Here is a 25,191-nt window from a genome sequence, read left to right as displayed (position 1 = left end):
CGGCGGCGGAATTCCTCAACCTCGGACGAATAGTTGCGCCGCCGTGTGCGATCGCGCCTAATCATCAATTCGGACCTGCTGAACAAACCCATCTGCCCCTGCATGCCTAAATTGTTTCAGCCCTCGATCCGCACCGGTAAGCGTTTGATCTTGCCAACACCAACACCGTTTCCACATGCCGCGAAACAAGTCACCTCGATCCGGGTCGGTCTTTCCGGCATTGAAGGCCGCCGGAAGCGCCAATGCCCTGATCAAGAGGTTTTGGGTAATCTCGGCGGCTGGCGCTTTTGCTCTGTTTGCGGCGTTCCTTGGTGTTGCTCCGTTCGGCCTTGAGGTGATCGATGTGGACAGCGCGCCTCCGGCGGCGTCCGGCATGAGGGACCTGCTCGCACCGCTGGCCTCGGAGAAGGTGATCCGCTGGCTGATGTTCGGCGTGGCCTTCGCCACGCTGCCGTTGTTGCTGAACCTGCTGCTCGCGGTCACCAGCAGCCGGGAGATCGGCATCGGCCAGCTGCTGGGCCAGGGCGAGCTGTTGCTGGTCTCGGCCGGCGTCGCGGCCTCCGGCGCGGGAGAACTCTCGGGTGAGGCGATCGAGGCGCTGCGCCGGTTCCAGATCTTCCTGTCCGGTGCCGCCTACATCCTCGTCTGCATCGCATCGGTGTGGTTCGCGAGCACCGCGACGCTGAAGGCCGGCGGCCAGAAGGTCAACGAAACCGCCGTCGCGAACGGATCGCTGGTGCTTTTCGCCGCCGCGATCATCACCGGGATGTGCTGCGTCGGCCTTTCCCGGATGCGCCGATGATCTCCGTTGTCCTCGCCGCCGTCTCGGTGCTGATCGCGCTGGCGGCAGTAGGCGCCCTGATGGCGGCCTCGGTGACGCTGCGGCGGCTTCCGATCGCGGCGACCGAGCGGCGACCCGCAATCGAGCCCGGTGCCGGACCCCTGGTGGACCTCGGGCAACTCGACGCGGCCCCGGCGAAGCGCCGCAGATCATGGCGGGTGCCGATCCCCCTGCCGCTGATCGCCGGGCTCGCGGTGCTGCTCGGGGTGGTGGGTACCTATGTCACATCGATGCCGGGCGTCAAGCCCGAGCCGGTAGCCGTGACCCCGGGACCCACCACATCCCGATCGGTCGTCGAGGGGGCCGGGCGTGCCGTCTACACCGATCGGGTCCTGCTGTTGGCGTCGTGTGCCAACAGCTACCTCGATCTCGACGGACCCCGGATCGAGGAGGAACCGACGGCCACGCTGGACCTGATGATCGGAACCGCCTGTGGGTCCGCGGACGCGGCGCTACTGCTCCCGAGCGGTGTGGACGGTGGCGTGGCACGGTCGGCGGAACCTACTCCACAAGCGTGCCGGACCGCGATCCGGCGGAATCCGATCCCACCCGGCAAGATCCGGTTGATCGCCAAGGGCGAGACCTATTGCCTGATCACTTCTCTCGTGCGTGCCGCGGAGGAGGGCATCTCGCAGAAGATCGTGGCTCTGGTGGTGACCGAGATCGCCAACGGCGGCGGGGCGCTGCGAGTGTCGGCGTGGAACACCTCGATCTGAGGCGGTCGCCCCTCCCCATGTGGGAGGGACGACCGGTTCAGGTCACTTCCAGGTGTCGTTCAGGGTGTACGTCGTTGCGGTGCCGGTGGTGTACGAGCGGTTGGTGCCGGACTCCCAGGTCACGGTGCCGGCGGCGTCCTTCTTGATGTACTTGTACTGGAAGGCGGTGCTCTGCGGGACCGCGACCGGCCTGGTCCAGGTGGGGTATCCGGCTGCCGAGAGCGGGATGGCGTTGGCCGTGTTCCAGGCGCCGAGGGTGTCGATCGAGCCCAGGACGTAGACGTTCTGGCCGGTACTTGTCGTTGCCGTCTCGTTGAAGGTGACAGTGGTGGCGTTCGCGGTCGCTACGTTCCAGCTGTTGGTGTACGTGACCGCTGTCGTGCCTGTGGTGACCGCGCGGTTGGCGCTGCTCTCCCAGGTCACCGTGCCGGCGGCGTCCTTCCTGATGTACTTGTACACGAAGGACGAGACGGACGGGACCGTGACCGTCGAGGTCCAGATCGGGTAACCGGTGGCCGACAGCTTCACCGCGTTCGCGGTGTTCCAGCTGCCGAGCGCGGCATTCGAGCCCACCACGTAGAGGTCGGTACCGGTGGTCGTGGTGGCGTAGACGTTGAACGTCGCGGCGACCGTACCCACGCTGGTGGAAGGGCTCGGGGAGACGCTGGCGCTGGCGCTGGGGGAGACCGAGGACGAGGCCGACGGAGTCGGCGAGGACGTGGTGCCGGACTTGGCGTTGACGTCGATCGCGACCGCGCCGTTGGCCGGGAGGGTGACCGACGCGGTGCCGCCGGAGACGGTGACCGAGGTGCCGGCGCAGGCGCCCGCGCTGGTCACGCCGCCGGTGATGCGGTCGCAGTAGACGCCGTTCGCGAGGCCTGTCGTGTACGTCGCGGTGGAGGCGCTGCTCGATCGGTTCACGCCGAACCAGCCGAGGCTGCCGCGACTGAAACCGATCACGTTGCTGGCCGTGTTGGTCCAGTTGGAGACCGTGGTGGCCGACTTGGTGGCGTTGCGCCAGCCGACCATGCCCTTGATGCCGGTGGTCTGGGTGAGGCACTGCCAGGCGCTGTTCGAGCAGTTGGTGTCGGTGACGAAACCGCTGGAGTTCGAGGGCGGGGACGCGCCGGTGGCCGACGTGGAGAAGGCGAAACCGTCGTAGACGAACGGCTGACCGTACGGGTACGCGAGCAGGAAATAGTTCGCCAGGGTGTAGGTCGTGCCGTCCTGGTAGCGCAGGGTCGAACCGTCCCGCTCCAGGTCATGGTTGGTGACCATGGCGGCGGTCAGGTCGCTCGACGCGTCCAGGCTCCACGAACCGATGCCGGACAGGTTGTTCAGCGTCCCGTTGGTGAACTGGCTCTTCAGGCCGTAGGCGTAGGAGAAGCCGAGCACGTCGCCGTTGCCGGTGAAGGACGACGGTGCCACCCCGCCGGGGAAGATCTCCTGGGCGATGTACGGGGCCTTGCCCTCGGCCACGGTCGGGTTCAGCAGGGCGCGGATGGCGCTGAAGTCGTCGATCGAGACGTGCTTGGCGGCGTCCACCCGGAAACCGTCGACGCCGAAACCGATCAGTTTGTTGAGGTAGCCGGCGATCTTCGTGCGTACGCTCGAATCCTGGGTCTTGAGGTCCGACAGCGACAGGAGCTCGCAGTTCTGGATCTCGTTGATGTCGTTCCAGTTGTCGATGACGCCGTCTTCGTCGTTGCAGTAACCGTCGCCCGGGTGGTGGAAGTCGCCGTACGCGTACGGCACCGACGGGTAGCTGTATCCGGTCGGGGTGAACGTCGAGCCGCCGTACGTCGTGGTCTGCGTGTTGTTCGCGCCGGCCATGTGGTTGATCACGGCGTCGACGTATACGCGTACGCCGGCGTTGTGGCAGGCCGTGGTCATCGCGGTGAAGGCGGCCTGGTTGCCGAGGCGGCCCGCCACGTCGTACGACGTCGGCTGGTAGACCTCCCACCACGGGTGCGCGCCATCGCTGGAGGACGAGAGGCTGACCGAGTCCTGCGGGGGCGCCACCTGGACCGCGCCGAAGCCGGCCGGGCCGAGGTGATTGGTGCAGGCCGCCGCGACGGAGTTGAAGTTCCACTCCCAGAGGTTCGCGGTGACGTCGCTGTCGTTGAGGGACACGGCGGCGGAGGCCGTGGTCGGCAGCGATACGGCGGTCAGGATGCCGGCGGCTGCGGTGAGGGTGGCGAGGGATCCGGCGATGAGCGTGCTTCTCATGGTGGCGCCTTCTACTGGGGCCGGTAACCGGGGATCGCAAGTTCTTTCAGGACACTGGTCTGTGGTGAAAGTTCTTGCAGGTTGTTTCAGCAAGTTACCAAGGTGTGTCGCGCTGGTAAAGAGTCCTCTGCGGACAGAAAAGTGCCCCGGCGGGATGTCCGCCGGGGCACTTCGTCGATCTTGCCCGAGTCTTCTCCGGGGTCTTCTCGGCTCTCTTCGGCTTTTCTCGGCTCTTCTCGGCTCTTCTTATTGCTCAGACCAGGGCTGGCGCCTGATCTGTCGTGGCCTTGGCCTGGAGTTTCTTCAGGCGCCGGTTGTACGTCTTCGTCGTGGTCCAGAGCTTGAAGACGAGCAGCGCCTCGAACGCGAGCAGCAGCGCCGACGACGCGATGGTGGTCGCCACGATCTGCCCGATCATCGGGCCGACGATGAATACGAACATCATGAACTCGATGCCGCTGAACACGTGCGCCCGGATCCGCTGACGCAGCAGCAGGTTGCGGATCCGCACGAAGAGGCTGAATTTGGTACGGAAGTCGCCGTGCACGTCGACCGCGGACTGGGTGGGGTCGGCGTCCGGGTATGCGGGCGTCTCCTCGTCGGTCTCCTCGACGAACTCCGGCTTCTTCGTGCCGGCCGCCTGAGCCGCTTCCAGCAGGCGATCCTTCATCGAGAGCTTGACCCGGCTCATCTGAAGGGCGTTCAGGTACCGGAACATGTCCATGAAGATGACAAGCGTCGCCAGCAGCGGGTAGATCACTTCTTCGGTACGCAGGTACTGCCCGCCGAAGAGGCCGATCGCGCAGGCCAGCACCCGGAGCCGGTCGAAGACGTAGTCGAGCCACGTCCCGAAGAGCGAACCGGTGCCGTTCAGCCGGGCGATCTTGCCGTCCATGCAGTCCAGCACGAAGCTCAGGTGGTACAGAATCGCACCGGCCACCAGCCACGTGTAGTCCTGCTGCCAGAAGCAGTACGCCGAACCGAGGCCGACGAAGAACGCGCCGATCGTCAGCCGGTTCGGGGTGACCCAGCGCCACGGCGCCACGAGCCAGACCAGCCGGGAAGCGAGTGGGTCAACCAGCCAGACGGTCCACCAGGCATCCCTGCGTTTGTAAGTGCGCTCGCGTATCACCGCAAGCGTCGGTCGTTGTGCCATGCCGTGTCTCCACCGTAGGTCCGCAGGTATGTGAACAGGCGGAGGCGGCAGTCTGGACACTAATCAAGCGATGCATTGACATATCGAGACCCCCGCACTCGGGAGACATGATCTATGAGATCGCTGTGGGTATCCAGTCCGAGATCGGACAATCGGCGGCACGGTGGCCGAGTGGTGCCGGTGAGAGGCATTAATCCCAATTTCACATAACAGCGGAGTGTTTTCATCCTGGATACAGTGAGTCATCAGCGAGGACATGTCGGGCGTTGAAGATCCCTGTCATGAAGCCGTTCGACCGATTCCGGGTGTCCCACTGGGCCACCGAACTGATCGAGGTGGCCGCGGTTTTCTTCGCGGTCGGCACGGTGCACCTGTTCGTCACGCTGGTCGGCGAACACGCTCACGGCGAGATGATGCTGATGGCGAGCGCAGCCATCCTTCTCGCCGGCGCCCTGCTGCGCCGCCGCTGGCGGGCGGGACACCGGCGCCCTCAGACGGCGCCGCAGCGACACGCATCCCTGCACGACCTGCTTGCGATCCCGGCGAAGGACCGGGAACTCATGCGTTTGCGTACCACGCTGCCCGACCGGCCGGGAACGCTCGCCGGCCTCAGCAGCAGGCTCGCCGCCCGGGGCATCAACATCCTCGCTGTTCAGATCCACCCGGGTGAGCGGGGTGCGGTGGATGAACTGCTGGTCGCGGTGCCCCGCGAGATCAGCGCCCAGGACGTCGTCGCGACGGTGGCGGCCGGCGGGGGCGAGGAGACCGAGGTGAGCCGGGCTGATGTGCACGATCTGGTGGACCCGGCGACTCGGGCACTGAGCATCGCTGCGGAGGTAGCGGCGGGGAATGTCACCGCTGGTGAGGCTGTCCGGCGTTTGCTGGGCGCTGAGCTGGCGGTGGACGCGGGGTACGCGGATCCGCACGCGGCCGCGTTGCGAGGGCCGGGCGGGGTGCCGCTTTATCTGGTTCGGTCGTCACCTGTGCTCACTCCCACTGAGATCTCTCGGGCGCAGGCCCTGGTTGATTTGTGCTCCCACATGGCGGCGACGCGCCGCTGAGGCGGCGGGGGTTTGCCGCTGTGCTGGCGGCAGCTTGCCGATGAGGTGCTCTCATGCGTCGCGGTAGTGGAAAGTCGCTGCCGCGGCGCTGAGGGCTGTCAGCGCCCAGATGGCTGCGGCGAGGCTTGGGTTTGGGGCTTCGGGCAGCCAGGTCCCGGCGGTGGGTAGGCGTGCGCGAATCAGCGGCGTGACCAGCAGATATGCCGTGAGGGTCAGGCCTGCAGCGCCCACGTCGTTGCGCAGCAGCGTCCCGGCGCCGGAGGCTGCCAGCGTCGCCAGCACCAGGTAGCCGGCAGCGAGGACCGCGGCGTGACCGCCGCCGTGGCCTTCGCTGGTGCTGGTGCTGGTGCTGGTGCTGGTGCTGGTGCTGGTGGTAGTGACAGTGGCACCTGCGGTGGCGGTGGCGGTGGCGGTGCTGGTCGGTTCGACGGCGGTGATCGCGACCAGGAAGGCCAGCGGTGCGGTCACCAGGGTCAGGGCCAGCGCTTTCACGGCGGCGAGTGGTAGACGGCGTGGCATGGCGAGCAGGGTGCTGTGGATCTGGCTGCCGCGGTCGTGCTCGTGGGCGGCCGCCAGCACGCCGAAGATCAGGAAGCCGGCCTGCGTGTGCACCAGGATCGAGCCGGGCAGGTCGACGAGCCTCAGCAGGAGTGTCGCCGCGCAGGTCAGCAGGAAAGTCGTCCGCAGCGACGGCAGGGTCAGCAACTTGCCGATCTCCGCCAGCAGCATGCGTCCGGCGGCAGACAGACGACTCTTGGCAGTCATGCGTCGCGCCGGTGGAAGGTGAGCGTGGCGATGGCGATCAGGGCGGCCACCCAGGCTGTCATCACCAGGCCCGCGGTCACCGGGGGAATCCGCACCGGGACGTCAATGCCGCGCAGGAACATGTGGGCTCCGACGATGTCGGGCAGGTAGGCAGCCCACGGGGTCACCTTGGTCAGCAGGTAGGACAGTGACACCACGCTGCTGTTCACGATCAGCACGGTCAGGGTGATCATCCCGTTGCGGGCCAGCAGGGTGATCGCCCAGGCCAGCAGGCCCAGCAGGGTCCAGTAAAGGACTGCCGCCAGCACCCGGGCCGGCTGCGGCGCCGGGACAAGGGTGCCGTGCATCTGCTCGGTCAGAACCAGTGTCGCGACCGCCGTGCCCAGGCCCTGGGCCGCGACCACCAGGCTGAGGGCGGCGGCCTTGGCGGCGAGCAGGCGGGTGCGGCGCGGCGCGGCTAGCAGGGTCGCGGTGAGCTGCCGTGCGCCGGGAATGTCGTCGCCGGTCGGGGTGAACTCGCTGCTGACCGCGACGACACCGAGGATCATCGCGCCGAGGAGCCCGATGCCGAGGTCCTGGAAACCCAGGTCGGACGGGTCGCTGACCAGGCCGTCGGCGACCGCGCGCCGGGCCGCAGGAGCGTTCAGCACGGCGAGCGCGGGTGCCGCGACCAGGCCCAGCACGAGGCCGATCCAGGCAGTCGGCAGGCCAAGAAGTTTCCGCAGCTCGGCGTGGATCAGGCTCACCATGTGGCACCTCCGCCGTGGATGAGGCTCACCATGTGGTGCCTCCTGCGGTGAGGGCGAGGAACGCGTCCTCCAAGGTCGGGTGGCCCGCGGTGACCTCGCCGACCGTGCCGCGGGCGACGACCCGGCCGCGATCGATGATCACCACGTCGTCGGCGACGCCGGCCAGCTCGCCCATCAGGTGGCTGGAGAGAAGAACGGTGCGGCCCTCGCCGGCGCTCGACCGCAGGAAATCCCGCATCCAGCGGATGCCGGCGGGGTCGAGACCGTTCACCGGCTCGTCCAGGATCAGCACCTGTGGATCGCCGAGCAGCGCCGCTGCCAGGCCGAGGCGCCGGCTCATGCCGAGCGAGAACCGGCCGGCCCGCTTGCCCGCCTCGGCCGACAGGCCCACCAGGTCGAGGACCTCGCCGACCCGGGATCGTGGCAGGCCGTTGCTCGCGGCCATCCAGCGCAGGTGGGCGCGGGCGGACCGGGCGCGGTGGGCGCCGCTGCCGTCGAGCAGCGCGCCGACGACGGTCAGCGGGCGCGGCCAGTCGGCGTATCTTCGGCCGGCGACCAGGGCGGTGCCACCGCGGGCTCTGTCCAACCCGAGCAGGAGGCGCAGGGTGGAGGTCTTGCCGCCGCCGTTCGGCCCCAGGAAACCGGTGACCCGGCCGGGTCTTGCCTCGAAGGAGACGTCGTGCAACCGGCCCGGGCGGCTCAGATGGTCGATGGCGATCATTGCCCTAGTCAAGCCGGGTCGGCGACCGAGCACATCGGACCAGGATCCCGGTTTTCGGCGCGGTCTCAGACCAGGGTCTGAGAGCTACAGTCGGCGGGGTGTTCGCCCAACCTCGCCCGGCCTGGCGGTCCGGGACCGTGCCGATCATCGGCGCCGTCGCCACGGCGCTGATCCTCGCGCTGTGCACTGTCGGCACATCCGGCCCGGTCACCATCGTGATCCCGTCGCTCATCGGCGGCATCGCGGTCGCCGCCCTGCTCTGGGGCATCCGGCGGCGACGCACCGACCGGGCGGCCTACGAGCGACGGCTCACCGAGTGGGCGGCCTCCGAGGAGGTTCTCGCCGAGCGTCTGCGGATCGCCCGTGACCTGCACGATCTCGTCTCGCACGGGCTCGGCCTGATCACCGTGCGCGCGGCCGCCACCCGTCACGTGCCCAAATCGCCGGAGGTCCAGGAGGCGCTCATCGACATCGAGGAGGCGAGCCGGCACGCGACGGCCGAGCTGCGCCGGATGCTGACGGTTCTGCGGGAGCCGTCGCAGGCCGGTCCGCGCGCTCCGCTGGAGGGTCTCGGCACACTTCCGGAGATCGTCCATGCCGCGGAGGCCGCCGGCCTGCGGCCGCAGCTCTCCAGCGAGCCACTCGGTGAGGTCACTCAGGGCGTTCAGGTCGCGGTCTGCCGGACGGTACGCGAGGCGTTGAGCAACGCAGCCCGCCATGCCGGCCCGACCGGAGTCGACGTCCGGTTGTGCCGGGACGGCCCGTTCGTCGTGGTGGTCGTCGCCGACGAGGGCCCCGGCGCGGGTGGCTGGCACGCGATGCCCGGCGCCGGGCACGGGCTGGCCGGTCTGCGGGAGCGCATCGGCAGCCTGGGCGGCACCCTCACCGCAGAGCCGGCCGGCGCCGGCTTCCAGCTGACCGCCCGGATCCCAGACTCATGACCCGCGCCAACCCCGGGCCACGCGCCGGTGCCGAAATCGAGCCCAGGGCCGAGGCCGCCGGGTTCCAGACCGGCGCCGATCCCGGCGTCACGACCGGCCCGGTGCCCGCGCCCGTGACGAGGGTTCTCCTCGTCGACGATCAGGACCTGTTGCGGCGGAGTCTTGCGGTGATCATCGAAAACGAGCCGGATCTGACCGTTGTCGGCCAGGCCGGCGACGGGGTTGAGGCGCTGGTCCAAGCGCGGGCGACCCGGCCCGACGTGGTGCTGATGGACGTGCGGATGCCCCGCCTCGACGGGCTCGAGGCCACCCGGCGCATCTGTGCCGACCCCGTGCTGAGCACCTGCCGGGTGCTGGTGCTGAGCATGTTCGAGCTGGATGAGTACGTCTACGAGGCTCTGCGCGCGGGAGCATCCGGCTTCCTGCTCAAGGATGCCCGCCCGGAGGAGCTTGCCGACGCGGTGCGCCGGACCCGTCGCGGTGAGTCGCTCTTCGCGCCGTCGATCCTCACGCGGCTGGTGGCGCACTACGTCGCGGCGCCCCGCCCGGAGCGGGGTGCCGGGTCGCTGCGCCACCTCACCCGCCGCGAGGTGGATGTGCTCGCGCTGATCGGGTCAGGGCTGTCGAACGACGATGTGGCGGACGCCCTGGACATCTCAATCAAGACGGTGAAATCACACATCTCGCACCTGCTGGCCAAGCTGCGGGCACGCGACCGGGCGCAGCTCGTCATCGCCGCCTTCAACGCCGGCCTGGTCCGCCCCCGCTCCGACCGGGCCGAAACGCGCCCGCACGCCGGCCGAGGCGAAGACCGGGCCGAAACGCGCCCGCACGCCGGCCGAGGCGAAGACCGGGCCGAAACGCGCCCGCACGCCGGCCGAGCCGGAGACCGGGCCGAAACGCGCCCGCACGCCGGTCGAGCCGGAGACCGGGCCGAAACCCAGGCCAGAGGAGGTCAGCACTTCATCCAGGCCACGTGATAGATCGTCTCCAGAGAGCCGTCCGTCGAGTCCATCGTGATCCAGTTCGTGACTTTCTTGTCCGCGTTGGCGGCGTTGACCTTGAGCTCGGTATTGACGTTCAGGTACCGCTTCTCGCCGCAGTCCAGGAACGACAGCGAGCTCATCTCGACCTGGTCGGTGCGCTGCCACTCGTCCTCGAAGTAACCCACGAAATCGTGCTTGATCTTCGTGGTGTGCTGCTCGCCCTGGAAGTAGTAGAACGCGGTCTCCGACGCGGTGACCCCTTCCTGAAGGCTGGCGTAACCGCGATAGTCGGCGCCGGCCACCGCGTACGTGTAACCGGACGGCACCAGTACGTCCAGCGCCAGCTGACAGTTCTTTCGGAAATCGGTCGCTTTGGCCTCGGGCCCGATCTGCGCGATGAATTTGCTGTACGACACGGTGAACGCCTTGTTGTCCGGCGACACGGTCACTTCGGCGCTGCCCTTGGGACAGCCGGAGCCGTTCGCCTGCACCACGTCGATCACCATTTCGGTGGTGGGCGGCGGGGTGACAGGCCCGGTCAGCGACGACATGGCGATGGCTCCTGCGGCGAGAGCGCTGAGCATTCGAAACTCCTCCTCAAAACGATTAAAAGGCGCTTCAAAACGTACGATCAAGGGGTGAGAAGGCGCAGCGAATAGCGCAACCAACCCGCTTGACGGTGGGCCGCTCAGCTGTTTTATTGACCGTCCGGGCGCATCGCGCCCGGTCATCCGGACAGATATTCCGGAAACGCCGGACATGGTCGGCGGATCGATGGTAGGCACATGATCACGGTCGACAGGGGTGGCCCGCCGGTGCCAATGTGGTGTCATGACTGACATCGATGAGGCGGAGATCAACAAAGCGAAGTTCCTGGACGCGTTCGGCCGGTTCGCGGAAGGCGACACCAGCGTCCTGTCCGAGATTCTGCGGGAGGACTTCCTCTCCCACACGCCCGGCGCGCCGGCCGGCCGCGATGCCTGGATCGAGTTCATCAAGGCCTCGCCGATCGCCACCGCTGAGATCGAGATCGAACACGTGGTGGCGGACGCCCAGTTCGTCGTGGCGCACTATGCATTGACCGCCGGCGAGGTGCGTGAGTCGGTCGTCGACATCTGGCGGTTCGAGGCCGGCCTCATCGTCGAGCACTGGTCGGTGACCGAGATCTTGACCGCGCCAACACTGCCGTGACACCTGTAACCGCTTCTGTCGGCCTCTAGCGGGAAAAATTCGGTCACTCCTACGTTCGGGGCACCAACCCGGACATGACTCAGGAGTGACATGAGGCTTCGCGGTCTTCTCGTGCTGGCTCTGCTCGCCACCGGCGGCCTCGCGCCGGCGCCGGTGGCCGCGCACGCTGCCGAGCCCACCTATTCCAATCCGGCCTATCCCAATCCGGCCTATTCCAATCCGGTCAGTGCCGGCACCGTCGACACCTTCCCCGACCCGGCGGTCATCCGCGGCAAGGACGGTCTTTGGTACGCGTACGGCACCACGAACCCGATCCTCAACAGCGCCGGCGAGACGGGCGAGCACATCCTGCCGGTGATCTCCTCGGCCGACCTGGTCACGTGGACGTACCGGGATGATGTGATCGCGCTGGACGCCAAGCCCGGGTACTGGGCGGGGACCACGCGAGCCTGGGCGCCGGACATCCGTTACGTCAATGGCGAGTACTACCTGACGTATTCGCTCTCCAACGGCGGCATCGCCCTGCTGACCAGCGCGAACCCGCTCGGGCCGTGGACCGACCACGGGCTGCTCGTGCCGGCGTCCGGCAACGGCTGCCCGAGCGGCACGATCGACCAGGCGTTGTTCACCGACAGCGACGGCTCCCATTATCTGTACTGGGGCAGTTACGACACGATCTGCGTGCAGCGACTGAACGCGGACGCCACCGCACTGGTCGGCGACGTGACCCAGGTGGCCCGGGGCCGCCGGGCCGAAGGCGCGTTCGTGGTGCATCGCGGCGGCTGGTACTACCTGCTCTATTCGGACGCCGGCTGCTGCGACGGGGCGTACAGCGGTTACACCGTGAAGGTGGGCCGCTCGGCCAGCCCGCTCGGACCGTTCAGCGCACCGAGCGGCGCCGGCCTGATGGACCTGACCAGCAAGGACGGCATCGTCCTGACCGCGAACGGCGACCGCTGGATCGGGCCAGGCCACAACTCGCTGGTCACCGACCTGGCCGGGCAGGACTGGCTGGTCTACCACGCGATCGCCGCCGATGACCCGGACTTCCCGCCGGTCACCGGCGCGAACGGCGCCACGCTGCGGCTCACCAAACGACCGTTGATGATCGACCGGCTGGACTGGATCAACGGTTGGCCGGTGGTCCGTGCCGGGGCGGGACCGTCCAACTCGCCGCAGGTCGCGCCGGTGACGACGCCCGCCGTGACCGTTCCGGCCGGCTCCGCGCTGAGCCGGCAGACGGTGAGCGGGGACGTCCGCGTGGAGGGTGAGCTCCGCGACGGCGCCGGGCTGGTGATCGCTTACGCCGACCGGAACAACACTGTCGTCGCCCGGCTCGACAAGGGTACGAACCGCCTGGTCCTGGAGGTGACGGTGCGCGGTGTGCGTACCCAAGCAGGGGTTGATCTTCCGCAAGGTTTTGATCATGGGAGCCGGCACAATGTCGCGGCCGAGAGGCGCGGGCGTGCGCTGACCGTCGAGGTCTCGGCCGACCGGCTGCGCGACGCGGTCGGGACCGTCGCGATCACCCTGCCCGCATCGGCCCTGTTCAGCGGCAAGATTGGCGCCGAGGGCGACGCGGTCGGGGTGGGTGCGGCGCGGCTGTACCGGCCGGTCACCGCGCGGGTCGTGGACCCGGTGCCGGGCGTGGTGCTGCCGCAGCACTCGGATGAGTTCGACGGTGCCGACCCGGCCTGGAGCTGGGTGCGCGGCGGGTCGGCGAATGCGGTCGTGAACAGCGGAAACCTGGTCTGGCCGACGCAGAACGCCGAGCTGTACCTCAGCACCAACACCGCGTCGGTCCTGCTGCGCGACGCGCCGTCCGGCGACTTCACGGTGGAGACCAAACTGACCTTCGACGGTACGCGCGGCAACCAGCAGGCCGGGCTGCTGCTGTATCAGAACGACGATCGCTGGTTCAAGCTCGCGCATTCGGTGCTGCCGCTGGCCGGGACCAGCGAGGTGTTGCACGTGACCGAATTCGGCAAGGAAGGAGAGCGGCCCACCACGGCACCGCCGACGGCCGTGGCGAACGCGCCGATGTTCGTCGGGCCGGCCGCGCCGACGACCTGGCTGCGCCTTCGGTACGCGTACGACGCGATCGCCGATGAGGACGAGGTCCGTGCCGCGACCAGCGTCGACGGCGTGAACTGGACCTGGGGTGGGGTGTGGACGCTGCCGCACACCGGCACGTACCGGATCGGGATGATCTCGATGAATGCGTCAGGAGCCACCGGAACGTTCGACTACCTCCGCGCTTACCGAGGGTGAACCTCGAATTCCTATGTGCATTGTGGGTATTATCGATGCATGACGACACTGCATGACCTGCGACGCGTCGAGGGTGAGGCGTTCCAGCATCTTTTGGAACGCAACTCGATCTGGAAGCGGATGGTCGCTGTCGGCGACCGGCTGCCCGCCCTGCCCATCTACGAGACCGACTTCGGCCCGATCCACTTGAACCGCCTGCTCGACACCGGGCCGGTCGTGCTGGTCTTCATCCGGTACGCCGGCTCGGCCGAGTGCGAGGCGCTTCTGCGCGCGTACCAAACCTCGCTGTGGCCGGAACTGAACAGCCTGGATGCCCACCTCGTCGCGGTCAGCCCGCAGGCGCCGTCACGTCTGGCGGACCTGAAGCACCGCGAGGAGCTGGGCTTCCTGGTGGCGTCCGACCCGCGGCACGTACTCATCGACGCCCTCAACATCGGGTTTGCGAGCCCGGGTGCGGACGTCCCGCTCGGCACCGGGCGATCGGTGCTGCCGTTCGCGTCGGTCGTCGTCGCCGACCGTTCGGGCCGGGTGCGCTTCGTCGACGTGCGCGCCACCTGGTAGACCCCGCTGGACGCGCGTCGCATCATCGAAGCGGTTCGGTAGACCGCTCCGCCAGCATCGCGCAGAACAGCTCACCCTGTTCGATGGCGTCGTCCAGCGCGACGTGCGTATGAGGTGCGTTGCTGAACCAGCGGCGCGGCATCGACCGTTTCGTGGTGGCACGGTAATCGGTGCCGAGCAGGGCCATCGCGAAGCTCTTGATGTCCAGCGCCGAATGCGAGAACGGGCTGCGCTCGGCGAACCGGATCAGGTACCAGTAGACGAACATGAAGTCGAACGCCGCCGGGTACCCGACGAAGACCGGGTTGCCCGGCAGGTCGTCCAGCCAGGCCCGATAGCGAACCATTGCTGATTTCGGGTCCTCCTGATCGGCGCGGCAGGCCGCCCAGGCCTCCGGCTGGGTCGCCCACCAGGCCATCGTGTCCGGATGCCCCGCGGCGGCGGGCGACCGCTTTCCGTCGGCCCTGACCCCGACCTTCACCGGTGTCTAGTCAGCTTTACTGATCTATCTAGTTGACTAAGCATCCCGAGTTTCCCGGCACTGTCACCGAGGCACTGCGTGCTCGGCAGGCGGCACGGGAGGCTGACGCGAAAGCCGAGCAGGCAACCGAATCGGCTGTGTGTGCGCTCCTGCACGATGGCTATACGGTCCGGGATGCCGGCGCCCTGCTGGGGCTTTCCCCCCAGCGCATCTCACAGATCGCCGCCCGGGAGAAAGCGGCATGACAGCTGTGTAGAGACGCACGGGAATTCGGTCGCGTGGTCGGGCGTTCACGCCTATCGTGCTCTTCATGTTCGCGCCCGGTTTGCAGCTGCCTCTTGTGGTGGCTCCCGTGTGCCTGAGCACCGTTGATACGCGAAGCTGACCCTTCCCCACCAGCAGCAGAGCCCAGGGGAAGGGTGTCCGCATGCTGCGCGGTTCTGGCGCGACCCGGTTGGCAGCGGGGAGCGCACCATCCCACGCCTCGCATCCAGTGAGGAACGAAAGACCATGGCCAAGAGCCAGTTCGTACGCACGAAGCCACACCTCAACATCGGCACGATGGGGCACGTCGACCACGGGAAGACGACGCTGACCGCCGCGATCACGAAGGTTCTCGCCGACCGCGACCCGGCCTCCAACCGGTATGTCGCGTTCGAGGGGATCGACCGGGCGCCGGAGGAGGCCGCTCGGGGGATCACGATCACGATCGCGCACGTCGAGTACGAGACCGCGTCCCGGCACTACGCGCACGTGGACATGCCCGGCCACGCCGACTACGTGAAGAACATGATCACGGGGGCGGCGCAGGTGGACGGGGCGATTCTCGTCGTGTCGGCGCAGGACGGGTCGATGCCGCAGACCCGCGAGCACGTGCTGCTCGCCCAGCGGGTCGGTGTTCCGTACCTGGTGGTGGCGCTCAACAAGAGCGACGCCGTCGACGACCCGGAGCTGCTCGACCTGGTGGAGCTGGAGGTTCGTGAGCTGCTGTCCGCCTACGGTTTCCCCGGTGACGAGGTGCCGGTCGTGCGGGTCAGCGCGCTCAAGGCGCTCGAAGGCGACCCGCGGTGGGTCCGCAGCGTCGAGGATCTGCTCGACGCGGTCGACGCCTACGTGCCGATTCCGCCTCGTGAACTCGGCGAGCCGTTCCTGATGCCGATCGAGAACGTGCTGTCGATCAGCGGGCGCGGCACCGTCGTGACCGGCAAGGTGGAGCGCGGCACGCTGCGCGCCGGCGAGCCGGTCGAGGTTGTCGGCCTCGGACCGACGGTGAGCAGCGTCGCTACCGGCCTGGAGACGTTCGGCAAGGTGCTCGAGTCGGCGCAGGCCGGCGACAACGCCGCCATCCTGCTCCGGGGAATCAAGCGCGAGCAGGTGCAGCGCGGCCAGGTCGTCGCGGCGCCGGCTTCGGTGCGCCCGCACCGCACATTCAAGGCCCGTCTGTACGCGTTGACAGCCGCCGAAGGAGGACGGCACACGCCGTTCGCCGCCGACTACCGGCCGCAGTTCTACCTGCACACGACCGACGTGTCCGGTGGGCTCGACCTGGGTGACCGTGACCTGGTGATGCCGGGCGACACCCTCGACGAGGTGACGGTGACGCTGGGCAAGCAGGTGGCGCTGGAGCCGGGGATGGGGTTCGCGGTCCGTGAGGGCAACCGCACGGTCGCCGCCGGAACCATCGCGGCGGTGCTGGACTGAGAAACGGGGTGGCCCGGCTGAGCGGCCGGGCCACCTTTCAGGTTGTCGGGGAGAAGCGGCGCAGGCGCAGGCTGTTGGCCACCACGAAGACCGAGCTGAAGGCCATCGCGGCACCGGCGATCATCGGGTTGAGCAGGCCCGCCGCGGCCAGCGGCAGGGCGGCCACGTTGTAGGCGAACGCCCAGAACAGGTTGCTCTTGATGATGCGCAGCGTGCGGCGGGACAGCCGGATCGCGTCCACGGCGGCGGTCAGGTCGCCGCGGATCAGCGTCAGGTCGGAGGCCTCGATCGCCACGTCGGCGCCGCTACCCATCGCCAGGCCCAGGTCGGCCTGGGCCAGGGCGGCGGCGTCGTTCACCCCGTCGCCGGCCATCGCCACGACGCGGCCCTCGGATTGCAGGCGTTTCACCGTCGCGACCTTGTCGGCCGGCAGCACGCCGGTGATGACCTCGTCGATGCCGACCTCGGCGGCGACGGCGCGGGCCACGGTCTCGTTGTCGCCGGTCAGCAGGATCGGGTGCAGGCCGAGGGCCCGCAGTTTCTCGACCGCGGAGCGGCTCGTCGGTTTCACCGCGTCGGCCACCGACAGGACGCCTCGGGCCTCGCCGTCCCAGCCGGCGACGATCGCGGTGCGGCCGGCGGCCTCCTCGGCGGCGGCGATCTCGGTCACCGAGGACGGGACGATCAGGCCCTCACGTTCGAGCAGTGCGGGCCGGCCTACGACGATCGATCGCCCGCCTGCTTTTGCGCGTACCCCAAGGCCCTCGAAGCTGGTGAAATCACTCACCGGGAGGTGATCGGTGAGCTCGGCGGCGATCGCGGCAGCGATCGGGTGTTCCGAGGCGGACTCGGCAGAGGCCGCGAGTCTCAGCAGCTCGTCGCGGTCCTGGCCGGCGGCCGGAAGCACCGCGGCGAGGGTCATCCGGCCGGTCGTGACGGTGCCGGTCTTGTCCAGGACGATCGTGTCGGCACGGCGGGTCGACTCCAGAACCTCGGGACCCTTGATCAGGATGCCGAGTTGCGCGCCGCGACCGGTTCCGACCAGCAGGGCGGTAGGAGTCGCAAGGCCGAGCGCGCACGGGCAGGCGATGATGAGTACGGAGACAGCGGCGGTGAACGCGGCGGTCCAGCCGGCGCCGGTGCCGAACCACCAGCCGAGCGTGGCGATCGCCAGACCGATGACGATCGGTACGAAGACACCCGAGATCCGGTCCGCGAGCCGCTGCACCTGAGCCTTGCCGGCCTGCGCGTCCTCGACCAGACGAGCCATCTGCGCGAGCTGGGTGTCGGCACCGATCCGGGTGGCGCGGATGATCAGGCGACCGCCGGCGTTCACCGTCGCGCCGGTCACCGCGGCGCCCGGGCCGACCTCGACCGGGACGCTCTCGCCGGTCAGCATGCTGACGTCGACGGCCGAGGATCCTTCCTCGACGACGCCGTCGGTGGCGATCTTCTCGCCGGGGCGGACGACGAAGAGGTCGTTTCTGATCAGCTGGTCGACGGGGACGCGGATCTCCTGACCGTGCCGGAGGACCGTCACGTCCTTGGCGCCGAGCTCCAGCAGCGCTCGCATCGCCGCGCCCGCCCGGCGCTTGGACCGGGACTCGAAATAGCGCCCGGCCAGCAGGAACGTGGTCACTCCGGCGGCCGCTTCGAGATAGATGTTGCCGGCGCCGTCGGTGCGCTCGATCGCGATCCGGAACGGGTGCGTCATGCCGGGTTCGCCGGCGGTGCCGAGGAAGAGCGCCCAGAGGGACCAGCCGAACGCGGCCAGGGTGCCCAGGCTGATCAGGGTGTCCATGGTCGCGGCGCCGTGCCGGAGATTGATCGCGGCGGCTTTGTGGAAGGGGTAGCCGCCGTAGACGACCACGGGTGCGGCCAGGGTGAGTGACGCCCACTGCCAGTACGTGAACTGCCAGGCGGGGACCATGGCGAGCAGGATGACCGGGACGCTGAGCGCGGCGGAGACCCAGAGGCGGGTGGCGAAGCTGTCGGATATTTCCTGCTTTTCTGTCTCTTCCTCGGCTTTTTCAGCTGCGGTGTAGCCGGTCTTCTCCACGGTCGCGATCAGGTCGGCGGTGGTGACGGGGCCGTCGACGGTGACCGTGGCCTTCTCGGTGGCGTAGTTGACCGTGGCGGTCACCCCGTCCATCCGGTTCAGTTTCTTCTCGATACGCGACGCGCACGAGGCACAGGTCATCCCGCCGATGGCCAGCTCTACTCGGTTCATGGCGGCGGTCCTCATTTGTGCGTGTGCCCGGTGTCGGCGGTGAACTCGGCGGTGTGCACCTTTCCGTCGTGCTGGAAGTCCAGGTACAGACGGTAGACCCCGGCCGACGGGACCTCGGCGTGGAAGGCGAGCGATTGCGGGTCGGTGGGGTGCACGTGGAGGTAGGCGAGGTCGCCCTGGCGCAGGGCGATGAGATGGCCCCGGGCGCCGAGGTAGGGCTCGGTCGTCACGGTTCTGCCGTCCTTGGTGACCGTGAAGGTGAGGTCACCCTGCTGGAAGTCGCCCTGCATCGTGACCTGGTAACCGGCCACCTCAGCGGTGCGCTCCGGGTGGGGGAGCTCGGTCGGCTGGTAGTCGCCGGGAGCCGGGACGTCGACGCCGAGGGTCAGCTCGTGGCCGGCGGTCTGGAAGTCGGCGAAGAGGCGGTACTGGCCGGGGTTCCTGGTTCTCAGCGGGATGTGCCAGGTGCCGTCGGGGCTCAGCGCCGGGTGGACGTGCTGGTAGTTCGACAGGTCGCCTCGGACCACGATGAGGTGCAGGTCTTTGTCGTGGGCGCGGGTGTAGGTGGTCACCGGGGTGCCGCCGGGGTCGAGGATCTGGAATCGGAAGTCGTCGCTGGGGAGTTCGGTGGTGAGCGGGACGAAGCGGTAGCCGTCCTGGATGCTCTGGAGTCCGGCGGGTTCGTGGCCTTGATGATCAGTCGATGCTGAGGGGTCACCGTGTGCCGTGGATCCGTTGGACGCGGGCCCACCGTGTGCCGTGGATCCGTTGGACGCGGGCCCACCGTGTGCCGTGGACCCGTTGGACGTGGGCCCACCGTGTGCCGCCGTGTGTGTTGGCTTTGCCGCCTGCGGGGCGTTGTCCGGGCCGATCACCGCGCCGGCCCCCGCTGACACCCCGAAGATCGCGAGAAGCCCGGTGGCGTACGCCGCCAGCTTCGCCGGGGTCCTCACGGTGTCACCGCCAGCTCGTACCCCGCCTCGTCGACCGCGGCCGCGACGGCCGCCCGGTCCAGCGGTTCGGCGCTGGTGATCGAGACGGTGCCGGTGGCGAGGTCGACCTGCACGTCGGTCACCCCCGCGAGCTGGCTCACCTCGCTGCTGACGGAGCTCACGCAGTGGGCGCAGGTCATGCCGGTCACGGAGTAGGTCGTCGTCTGCATGACCCCAGAGTACACATACCCGGTAGGGGTATCGCAAGGACGCGCCGGATACCCCTGGGGGGTTGTAACATGAAGGCATGACCAACCCCGCTCCGACGCGCGGCTACACGGCCACCAAGGACAACCTGCAATCCCGGCTGCGCCGCATCGAGGGGCAGGTCCGCGGCATCGATCGGATGGTCGACGACGACCGCTACTGCATCGACATCCTCACTCAGATCTCCGCGATCCAGGCAGCGCTGGACAAGGTCGCGCTGGGCCTGCTGGACGGCCACGCCCGCCACTGCATGCACGAGGGGGCGCAGGAGGGCCGCGCCGACGAGATGGCGTCAGAACTGATGGCAGCGGTCGGCCGCCTGATGAAACGCGGCTAGAAGCCGATCAGAACCGCGGCTGGAAGCCGATCAGAACCGCGGCTGGAAGCCGACCAGAAACGCGGCTGGAAGCCGACCAGAACCGCGGCTAGAAGCCGGGGAAAACGCGATCAGAAACCGTGGATAGGGGCGATCAGATCCGTCAAGGGCGCGCCTGACCCGCCCCAGGACAGGGCCACGATCTCGGCGGCGATCGCCACGGCCGTCTCCTCGGGGGTGCGGGCGCCCAGGTCCAGCCCGATCGGCGCGCGCAGCCGGGACAGCGCCGCCTCGGACACCCCGGCCTCGCGCAGGCGCTGCATCCGGTCTTCGCAGGTCCGCCGGCTGCCCATCGCCCCGATGTACCGGGCGGGGGTATGCAGCGCGACCTCCAGCAGCGGGATGTCGAACTTCGGGTCGTGGGTGAGCACGCACAACACGGTGCGCTCGTCGACCTCGGTGGCCTCCAGGTACCGGTGCGGCCACTCGACGACGATCTCGTCCGCGTCGGGGAAGCGGGCCGGGGTGGCGAACACGCTGCGGGCGTCGCAGACCGTGACCTGATAGCCGAGGAACTTGCCGATCCGCGCCACGGCCGCCGCGAAGTCGATCGCACCGAAAACGATCATGCGGGCCGGTGCGGCGTACGACTGGACGAAGACCTCGCGCTCGCAAGCCTGCACGATCGCCGAGCGGCCGTGCGCGAGCAGCCCGGCGGCCTGCTGAGCGGCCTGCCGGTCCAGTTCGTCGTCACCGAGGGTGCCGGCGGCGCCCGAAGGCCAGATCACCAGCTGGGCATCGGGCACGGAGGCGGTCGCGACCGGCCGGCCTGCGGAGATGGCGGCCAGCACGTCGTCGAGGACGCTGAGCGCCGTCGACGGCTGGATCATGATCTCGATCGTCCCGCCGCAGGTCAGGCCGACCTCGAACGCGTCGCCGTCGCTCACCCCGTACGTATGGGTTTGTGCTTTTCCGCTCTCCAGCACATCTTGTGCGGCGGTGTAAACGGCGCCCTCGACACATCCGCCGGAAACGCTGCCGATGACCTCGCCGTCGGCGTTCACGGCCATCGCCGCACCCGGCTGGCGGGGTGCCGAACGCCAGGTGTTGACCACCGTGGCCAGGGCGAACGCCTTACCGGCAGCACGCCAGGCGATCAGGCCGTCAACGATGTCACGCATTCCCGAACGATCCGCGATCTTCACGGGAGAGTCAAACGCGAGTTAAGTGAAGGCTTAGGTCGCTGTTGACATTGGACACCCGTCGCGCGAGGGTTCCCGCGATTAGCGGGAGGTGCAGGGTGCAGGTGCCGGCTCCGTTCGAGTACGAACGTGCCACGAGCGTTGACCAAGCCATTGGATTGCTGGAGCGTCTCGGTAACTCAGCGAGGCTGGTGGCCGGCGGCCACAGCCTGCTGCCGATGATGAAGCTCCGGCTGGCGAACTTCGAATATCTGATCGACATCAACGATCTCCACGGTGAGTTGGGATACATCCGCCTCGGAGAAAGCGAAGTGCGGATCGGGGCGATGACCCGGCACCGTGAGCTACTGGAGTCCGACGCCCTGGCCGAGGTTTTCCCGATCTTCCGGGACGCCGAGAAGGTGATCGCCGACCCGATCGTGCGTAACCGGGGCACGCTGGGCGGCTCGCTCTGCCAGGCGGACCCCTCGGAGGACCTGTCGGCGGTGTGCACGACGCTCGACGCGAGCTGCGTGATTCGTGGCCCTGGCGGGACCGAGCGGGTGGTCACCATGGAGGAGTTCCACGTCGGGCCGTACGAGACGGCCGTCGGGGACAACGAGATCCTCACCGAGATCCGCATTCCGGTTAAATCCGGAAAAACTGGCAGCGCCTACTCCAAGGTCGAGCGCCGGGCGGGTGACTGGGCCGTGGTGTCCGCGGGTGCCGCCATCTGGCTCGACGATCAGGGCCACATCCAGGACGCCCGCGTCGGCCTCGCCGCCGTCGGACCGAACACCACAGGCATCCCGGAGATCTCGGCGGCACTACGAGGTCAGGAACCGGCCGAGGCGCTCTTCGAACTCGCCGGCGCCATCGCGGCCCGCAGCTGCGACCCGGCGACGGATACCCGCGGCAGCGCCGACTACAAGCGCCACCTGGCGGACGAACTGACCCGGCGGACGCTGCGCAGCGCCGTTCAACGAGCAAGCGCCGACCGGGCGAGGAGCTGAGCATGCAGGTCACCGTGACCGTGAATGGTGTCGAGTACACCAAGGACATCGAAGGCCGGCTCCTGCTCGTGCACTTCCTGCGCGACACGCTCGGCCTCACCGGCACCCACTGGGGCTGCGACACCAGCAACTGCGGCACCTGCGTGGTGTGGATGGACGGCGAGCCCGTCAAATCCTGCACGGTGCTGGCCGCGATGGCCGGTGGGCGCGAGGTGCGTACCGTCGAAGGTCTTGCCAACGGCGCCGAGCTGGACCCGATCCAGGAGGGCTTCCGGCAGTGCCACGGCCTGCAGTGCGGTTTCTGCACGCCGGGCATGCTGATGACCTGCCGGCACCTGCTCGACAAGAACCCCGACCCGACCGAGGGCGAGATCCGCGAGGCCATCTCCGGCCAGATCTGCCGCTGTACGGGTTACTCCTCCATTGTCCGGTCGGTCCGCTGGGCCGCGGTGAACGAGGCAGAGGCGGCGGCGAAATGACCGATCTGCAGGACAAGCGTCTCACCGAATTCGAGGACAACGACCAGAAACCCGTCGGTTTCGGCCGGATGCTGCGCAAGGAGGACGCGCGCCTGCTGAGAGGCCGCGGCCGGTTCGTCGACGACGTGCAGCTGCCCGGCATGCTGCACCTGGCGATCCTGCGCTCACCGTTCGCCCACGCGAACATCGTCAGCATCGACACCAGCGCGGCCGAGGCGTCACCCGGCGTCAAGGCCGTGGTGACCGGTGAGACGCTCAAAGGTCTCGGCCTGGCCTGGATGCCGACCCTCTCCAACGACGTGCAGGCCGTGCTCGCCACCGACAAGGTGCGGTTCCAGGGCCAGGAGGTGGCGTTCGTCGTCGCCGAGGACCGGTACCAGGCCCGGGACGCGCTCGAGCTGATCGACGTCGAGTACGACGTCCTCGACCCGGTGATCGACGTCCGCAAGGCCTTGGAGCCGGACGCACCGATCATCCGGACCGATCTTGAGGGCAAGAGCGACAACCACGTCTTCGACTGGGAGACCGGCGACGAGGAGGAGACGAACCGCGTCTTCGCCGAGGCGGACGTGATCGTCAAGGAGGACATCGTCTACCCGCGGGTCCACCCGGCCCCGATGGAGACGTGCGGCTCGGTCGCCGACTTCGACCCGGTCGAGGGCAAGCTGCGGCTCTGGTCGACCACCCAGGCCCCGCACGCGCACCGCACCCTGTACGCGATCGTCGCGGGCATCCCGGAGCACAAGATCCAGGTGATCGCGCCGGACATCGGCGGCGGTTTCGGCAACAAGGTGCCGATCTACCCCGGTTACGTGCACTCGATCGTCGGCTCCATCGTCACCGGCAAGCCGGTGAAGTGGATGGAGGACCGCTCGGAGAACCTGATCAGCACCGGTTTCGCCCGCGACTACATCATGCGGGCCGAGATCGCGGCCACCCGCGAGGGCAAGATCCTCGGCATCCGGACGAACGTGCTCGCCGACCACGGCGCGTTCAACGGAACCGCCGCCCCGGTGAAGTACCCGGCCGGCTTCTTCGGCGTCTTCACCGGCAGTTACGACATCGAGGCCGCGCACTGCAAGATGACCGCGGTCTACACGAACAAGGCGCCCGGCGGTGTCGCGTACGCCTGCTCGTTCCGCATCACCGAGGCGGTCTACCTGGTCGAGCGGATCGTCGACGTGCTGGCGTACGAACTGCAGATGGACCCGGCCGAGCTGCGGCTGAAGAACTTCATCCAGAAGGACCAGTTCCCGTACACGACCAAGACCGGCTGGGTCTACGACTCGGGCGACTACGAGCCGACGATGCGCCTGGCCATGGACATGGCCGGGTACGACGAGCTGCGCAAGGAGCAGGCCGAGAAGCGTGCCCGCGGCGAGCTGATGGGCATCGGCATCTCGTTCTTCACCGAGGCGGTCGGCGCCGGCCCGCGCAAGAACATGGACATCCTCGGCCTCGGCATGGCCGACGGCTGTGAGCTGCGGGTCCACCCGACCGGCAAGGCCGTCGTCCGGCTCTCGGTGAAGACACAGGGCCAGGGGCACGAGACCACGTTCGCGCAGATCATCGCCGAGGAGCTGGGCATCCCGCCGGCCGACATCGACGTGGTGCACGGCGACACCGACAACACCCCGTTCGGCCTCGGCACGTACGGCAGCCGGTCCACCCCGGTCTCCGGCGCGGCAGCGGCTCTGGTGGCCCGCAAGGTTCGGGACAAGGCGAAACTGATCGCGTCCGCGATGCTGGAGGTGTCGGTCGCCGACATCGACTGGATCAAGGGATCGTTCTCGGTCAAGGGCGACCCGGGCAAGTCGGTCACCATCCAGGACATCGCGATGCGGGCACACGGCGCGGGCGATCTGCCGGACGGGATGGAGGGCGGGCTCGAGGCGCAGATCTGCTACAACCCGTCGAACCTCACGTACCCGCACGGTGCGTACATCTGCGTCGTCGACGTGGACCCGGGCACTGCCGAGGTCAAGGTCCGCCGCTTCATCGCGGTCGACGACTGCGGCACCCGGATCAACCCGATGATCATCGAGGGCCAGGTGCACGGCGGTCTCACCGACGGCGTCGGGATGGCGCTGATGGAGATGATCTCCTTCGACGAGGACGGCAACTGCCTCGGCGCCTCGCTGATGGACTACCTCATCCCGACCGCTCTCGAGGTGCCCGACTGGGAGACCGGCTTCACGGTCACCCCGTCGCCGCACCACCCGATCGGCGCGAAGGGTGTGGGGGAGTCGGCCACGGTCGGCTCGCCGCCGGCGATCGTCAACGCGGTCGTCGACGCACTCAAGCCGTTCGGCATCCGGCACGCGGACATGCCGCTCACTCCGTCCCGGGTCTGGGACGCGATGCGCGGCCAGGCCACTCCGCCGATCTAACCCGTGGTGGGTC

Annotated in this window: 24 protein-coding genes and 1 pseudogene; 14 read left to right on the top strand and 11 right to left on the bottom strand. The window is 68.4% G+C overall.

Features of this window, described 5'->3' with window-relative positions; genetic code table 11:
- Window positions 1-343: 343 nt before the first annotated feature.
- Window positions 344-802, top strand: a complete 459-nt coding sequence (locus tag ACQP2E_RS27030; protein WP_433825755.1) for a hypothetical protein — start codon at window positions 344-346, stop codon at window positions 800-802.
- Window positions 799-1,557, top strand: coding sequence for a hypothetical protein (locus tag ACQP2E_RS27025; RefSeq protein ID WP_433825754.1), 759 nt, complete (start codon window positions 799-801; stop codon window positions 1,555-1,557). The genes ACQP2E_RS27030 and ACQP2E_RS27025 overlap by 4 nt, the downstream gene beginning before the upstream one ends.
- A gap of 42 nt (window positions 1,558-1,599) precedes the next feature.
- Here the strand turns inward: ACQP2E_RS27025 and ACQP2E_RS27020 are convergent, their stop codons facing one another.
- Both ACQP2E_RS27020 and ACQP2E_RS27015 read right to left on the bottom strand, forming a co-directional pair.
- A complete protein-coding gene (locus tag ACQP2E_RS27020; RefSeq protein ID WP_433825753.1) occupies window positions 1,600-3,786 on the bottom strand; it encodes a carbohydrate-binding module family 20 domain-containing protein in 2,187 nt (728 codons plus the stop codon).
- Between the two features lie 253 nt (window positions 3,787-4,039).
- On the bottom strand, window positions 4,040-4,942 hold the full coding sequence (locus ACQP2E_RS27015) for a CDP-alcohol phosphatidyltransferase family protein (protein WP_433825752.1): 903 nt from the start codon (window positions 4,940-4,942) through the stop codon (window positions 4,040-4,042).
- Window positions 4,943-5,223: 281 nt separating this feature from the next.
- On the opposite strand from ACQP2E_RS27015, the gene ACQP2E_RS27010 reads away from it, so the two are divergent.
- Window positions 5,224-6,003, top strand: a complete 780-nt coding sequence (locus ACQP2E_RS27010; RefSeq protein WP_433825751.1) for an ACT domain-containing protein — start codon at window positions 5,224-5,226, stop codon at window positions 6,001-6,003.
- 51 nt (window positions 6,004-6,054) lie between these two features.
- On the opposite strand, the gene ACQP2E_RS27005 is transcribed toward ACQP2E_RS27010, so the two are convergent.
- Genes ACQP2E_RS27005 through ACQP2E_RS26995 form a run of 3 tightly spaced genes read right to left on the bottom strand, consistent with a single transcriptional unit; the run spans window position 6,055 to window position 8,238 of the window.
- Window positions 6,055-6,768: a hypothetical protein gene (locus ACQP2E_RS27005; RefSeq protein ID WP_433825750.1), complete on the bottom strand. Its 714-nt coding sequence runs from the start codon at window positions 6,766-6,768 to the stop codon at window positions 6,055-6,057.
- Window positions 6,765-7,517 carry a hypothetical protein gene (locus tag ACQP2E_RS27000; RefSeq protein ID WP_433825749.1) on the bottom strand — a complete coding sequence of 251 codons (753 nt, stop codon included), beginning with the start codon at window positions 7,515-7,517 and terminating at the stop codon, window positions 6,765-6,767. The genes ACQP2E_RS27005 and ACQP2E_RS27000 overlap by 4 nt, the downstream gene beginning before the upstream one ends.
- Before the next feature lie 25 nt (window positions 7,518-7,542).
- A complete protein-coding gene (locus ACQP2E_RS26995) occupies window positions 7,543-8,238 on the bottom strand; it encodes an ABC transporter ATP-binding protein (RefSeq protein WP_433825748.1) in 696 nt (231 codons plus the stop codon).
- A 98-nt stretch (window positions 8,239-8,336) separates the two neighbouring features.
- On the opposite strand from ACQP2E_RS26995, the gene ACQP2E_RS26990 reads away from it, so the two are divergent.
- On the top strand, window positions 8,337-9,179 hold the full coding sequence (locus tag ACQP2E_RS26990; RefSeq protein ID WP_433825747.1) for a sensor histidine kinase: 843 nt from the start codon (window positions 8,337-8,339) through the stop codon (window positions 9,177-9,179).
- A gap of 167 nt (window positions 9,180-9,346) precedes the next feature.
- Window positions 9,347-9,979: pseudogene (locus tag ACQP2E_RS26985) on the top strand (response regulator); the annotation flags it as partial.
- A 155-nt stretch (window positions 9,980-10,134) separates the two neighbouring features.
- Here ACQP2E_RS26985 and ACQP2E_RS26980 read toward each other — a convergent pair.
- A complete protein-coding gene (locus ACQP2E_RS26980) occupies window positions 10,135-10,749 on the bottom strand; it encodes a DUF4360 domain-containing protein (protein WP_433825746.1) in 615 nt (204 codons plus the stop codon).
- Window positions 10,750-10,996: 247 nt separating this feature from the next.
- On the opposite strand from ACQP2E_RS26980, the gene ACQP2E_RS26975 reads away from it, so the two are divergent.
- The 3 genes from ACQP2E_RS26975 (at window position 10,997) to ACQP2E_RS26965 (ending at window position 14,188) form a co-directional block, all read left to right on the top strand.
- Window positions 10,997-11,356, top strand: a complete 360-nt coding sequence (locus ACQP2E_RS26975; protein WP_433825745.1) for a nuclear transport factor 2 family protein — start codon at window positions 10,997-10,999, stop codon at window positions 11,354-11,356.
- Between the two features lie 90 nt (window positions 11,357-11,446).
- On the top strand, window positions 11,447-13,627 hold the full coding sequence (locus ACQP2E_RS26970; protein WP_433825744.1) for a family 43 glycosylhydrolase: 2,181 nt from the start codon (window positions 11,447-11,449) through the stop codon (window positions 13,625-13,627).
- 39 nt (window positions 13,628-13,666) lie between these two features.
- Entirely contained in the window at window positions 13,667-14,188 is a 522-nt protein-coding gene (locus tag ACQP2E_RS26965) for a redoxin domain-containing protein (RefSeq protein ID WP_433825743.1), read from the top strand.
- Window positions 14,189-14,210: 22 nt separating this feature from the next.
- Here the strand turns inward: ACQP2E_RS26965 and ACQP2E_RS26960 are convergent, their stop codons facing one another.
- Window positions 14,211-14,669, bottom strand: coding sequence for an exonuclease (locus ACQP2E_RS26960; protein WP_433825742.1), 459 nt, complete (start codon window positions 14,667-14,669; stop codon window positions 14,211-14,213).
- A gap of 32 nt (window positions 14,670-14,701) precedes the next feature.
- Here ACQP2E_RS26960 and ACQP2E_RS26955 point away from each other — a divergent pair, with 32 nt between their 5' ends.
- Both ACQP2E_RS26955 and tuf read left to right on the top strand, forming a co-directional pair.
- Window positions 14,702-14,914 (top strand): hypothetical protein, encoded by a 213-nt coding sequence (locus ACQP2E_RS26955; protein WP_433825741.1) that lies wholly within the window; start codon window positions 14,702-14,704, stop codon window positions 14,912-14,914.
- Window positions 14,915-15,179: 265 nt separating this feature from the next.
- Window positions 15,180-16,370 (top strand): elongation factor Tu, encoded by a 1,191-nt coding sequence (tuf, locus tag ACQP2E_RS26950; protein WP_433825740.1) that lies wholly within the window; start codon window positions 15,180-15,182, stop codon window positions 16,368-16,370.
- A gap of 37 nt (window positions 16,371-16,407) precedes the next feature.
- Here the strand turns inward: tuf and ACQP2E_RS26945 are convergent, their stop codons facing one another.
- Genes ACQP2E_RS26945 through ACQP2E_RS26935 form a run of 3 tightly spaced genes read right to left on the bottom strand, consistent with a single transcriptional unit; the run spans window position 16,408 to window position 19,762 of the window.
- Entirely contained in the window at window positions 16,408-18,615 is a 2,208-nt protein-coding gene (locus tag ACQP2E_RS26945; protein WP_433825739.1) for a heavy metal translocating P-type ATPase, read from the bottom strand.
- Window positions 18,612-19,553, bottom strand: a complete 942-nt coding sequence (locus ACQP2E_RS26940; RefSeq protein WP_433825738.1) for a hypothetical protein — start codon at window positions 19,551-19,553, stop codon at window positions 18,612-18,614. The genes ACQP2E_RS26945 and ACQP2E_RS26940 overlap by 4 nt, the downstream gene beginning before the upstream one ends.
- Window positions 19,550-19,762 carry a heavy-metal-associated domain-containing protein gene (locus ACQP2E_RS26935; RefSeq protein ID WP_433825737.1) on the bottom strand — a complete coding sequence of 71 codons (213 nt, stop codon included), beginning with the start codon at window positions 19,760-19,762 and terminating at the stop codon, window positions 19,550-19,552. Before ACQP2E_RS26935 ends, ACQP2E_RS26940 begins: the two co-directional genes overlap by 4 nt.
- Window positions 19,763-19,839: 77 nt before the next feature.
- Between ACQP2E_RS26935 and ACQP2E_RS26930 the strand changes: the two genes are divergently transcribed.
- Window positions 19,840-20,136 (top strand): metal-sensitive transcriptional regulator, encoded by a 297-nt coding sequence (locus ACQP2E_RS26930; RefSeq protein ID WP_433825736.1) that lies wholly within the window; start codon window positions 19,840-19,842, stop codon window positions 20,134-20,136.
- 110 nt (window positions 20,137-20,246) lie between these two features.
- Here ACQP2E_RS26930 and ACQP2E_RS26925 read toward each other — a convergent pair whose 3' ends face one another.
- A complete protein-coding gene (locus ACQP2E_RS26925) occupies window positions 20,247-21,296 on the bottom strand; it encodes an XdhC family protein (protein WP_433825735.1) in 1,050 nt (349 codons plus the stop codon).
- Window positions 21,297-21,415: 119 nt separating this feature from the next.
- Between ACQP2E_RS26925 and ACQP2E_RS26920 the strand changes: the two genes are divergently transcribed.
- The 3 genes from ACQP2E_RS26920 to ACQP2E_RS26910 are packed head-to-tail and all read left to right on the top strand — an operon-like array spanning window position 21,416 to window position 25,178.
- Entirely contained in the window at window positions 21,416-22,309 is an 894-nt protein-coding gene (locus ACQP2E_RS26920; protein WP_433825734.1) for an FAD binding domain-containing protein, read from the top strand.
- A 2-nt stretch (window positions 22,310-22,311) separates the two neighbouring features.
- Entirely contained in the window at window positions 22,312-22,788 is a 477-nt protein-coding gene (locus ACQP2E_RS26915) for a (2Fe-2S)-binding protein (RefSeq protein ID WP_433825733.1), read from the top strand.
- Window positions 22,785-25,178: an aerobic carbon-monoxide dehydrogenase large subunit gene (locus tag ACQP2E_RS26910; RefSeq protein ID WP_433825732.1), complete on the top strand. Its 2,394-nt coding sequence runs from the start codon at window positions 22,785-22,787 to the stop codon at window positions 25,176-25,178. Before ACQP2E_RS26915 ends, ACQP2E_RS26910 begins: the two co-directional genes overlap by 4 nt.
- Window positions 25,179-25,191: the final 13 nt, after the last annotated feature.

It is taken from the genome of Actinoplanes sp. CA-015351 (assembly GCF_050955685.1).
GTDB lineage: Bacteria > Actinomycetota > Actinomycetes > Mycobacteriales > Micromonosporaceae > Actinoplanes.
This window is presented reverse-complemented; position numbering and strand designations above follow the sequence as displayed.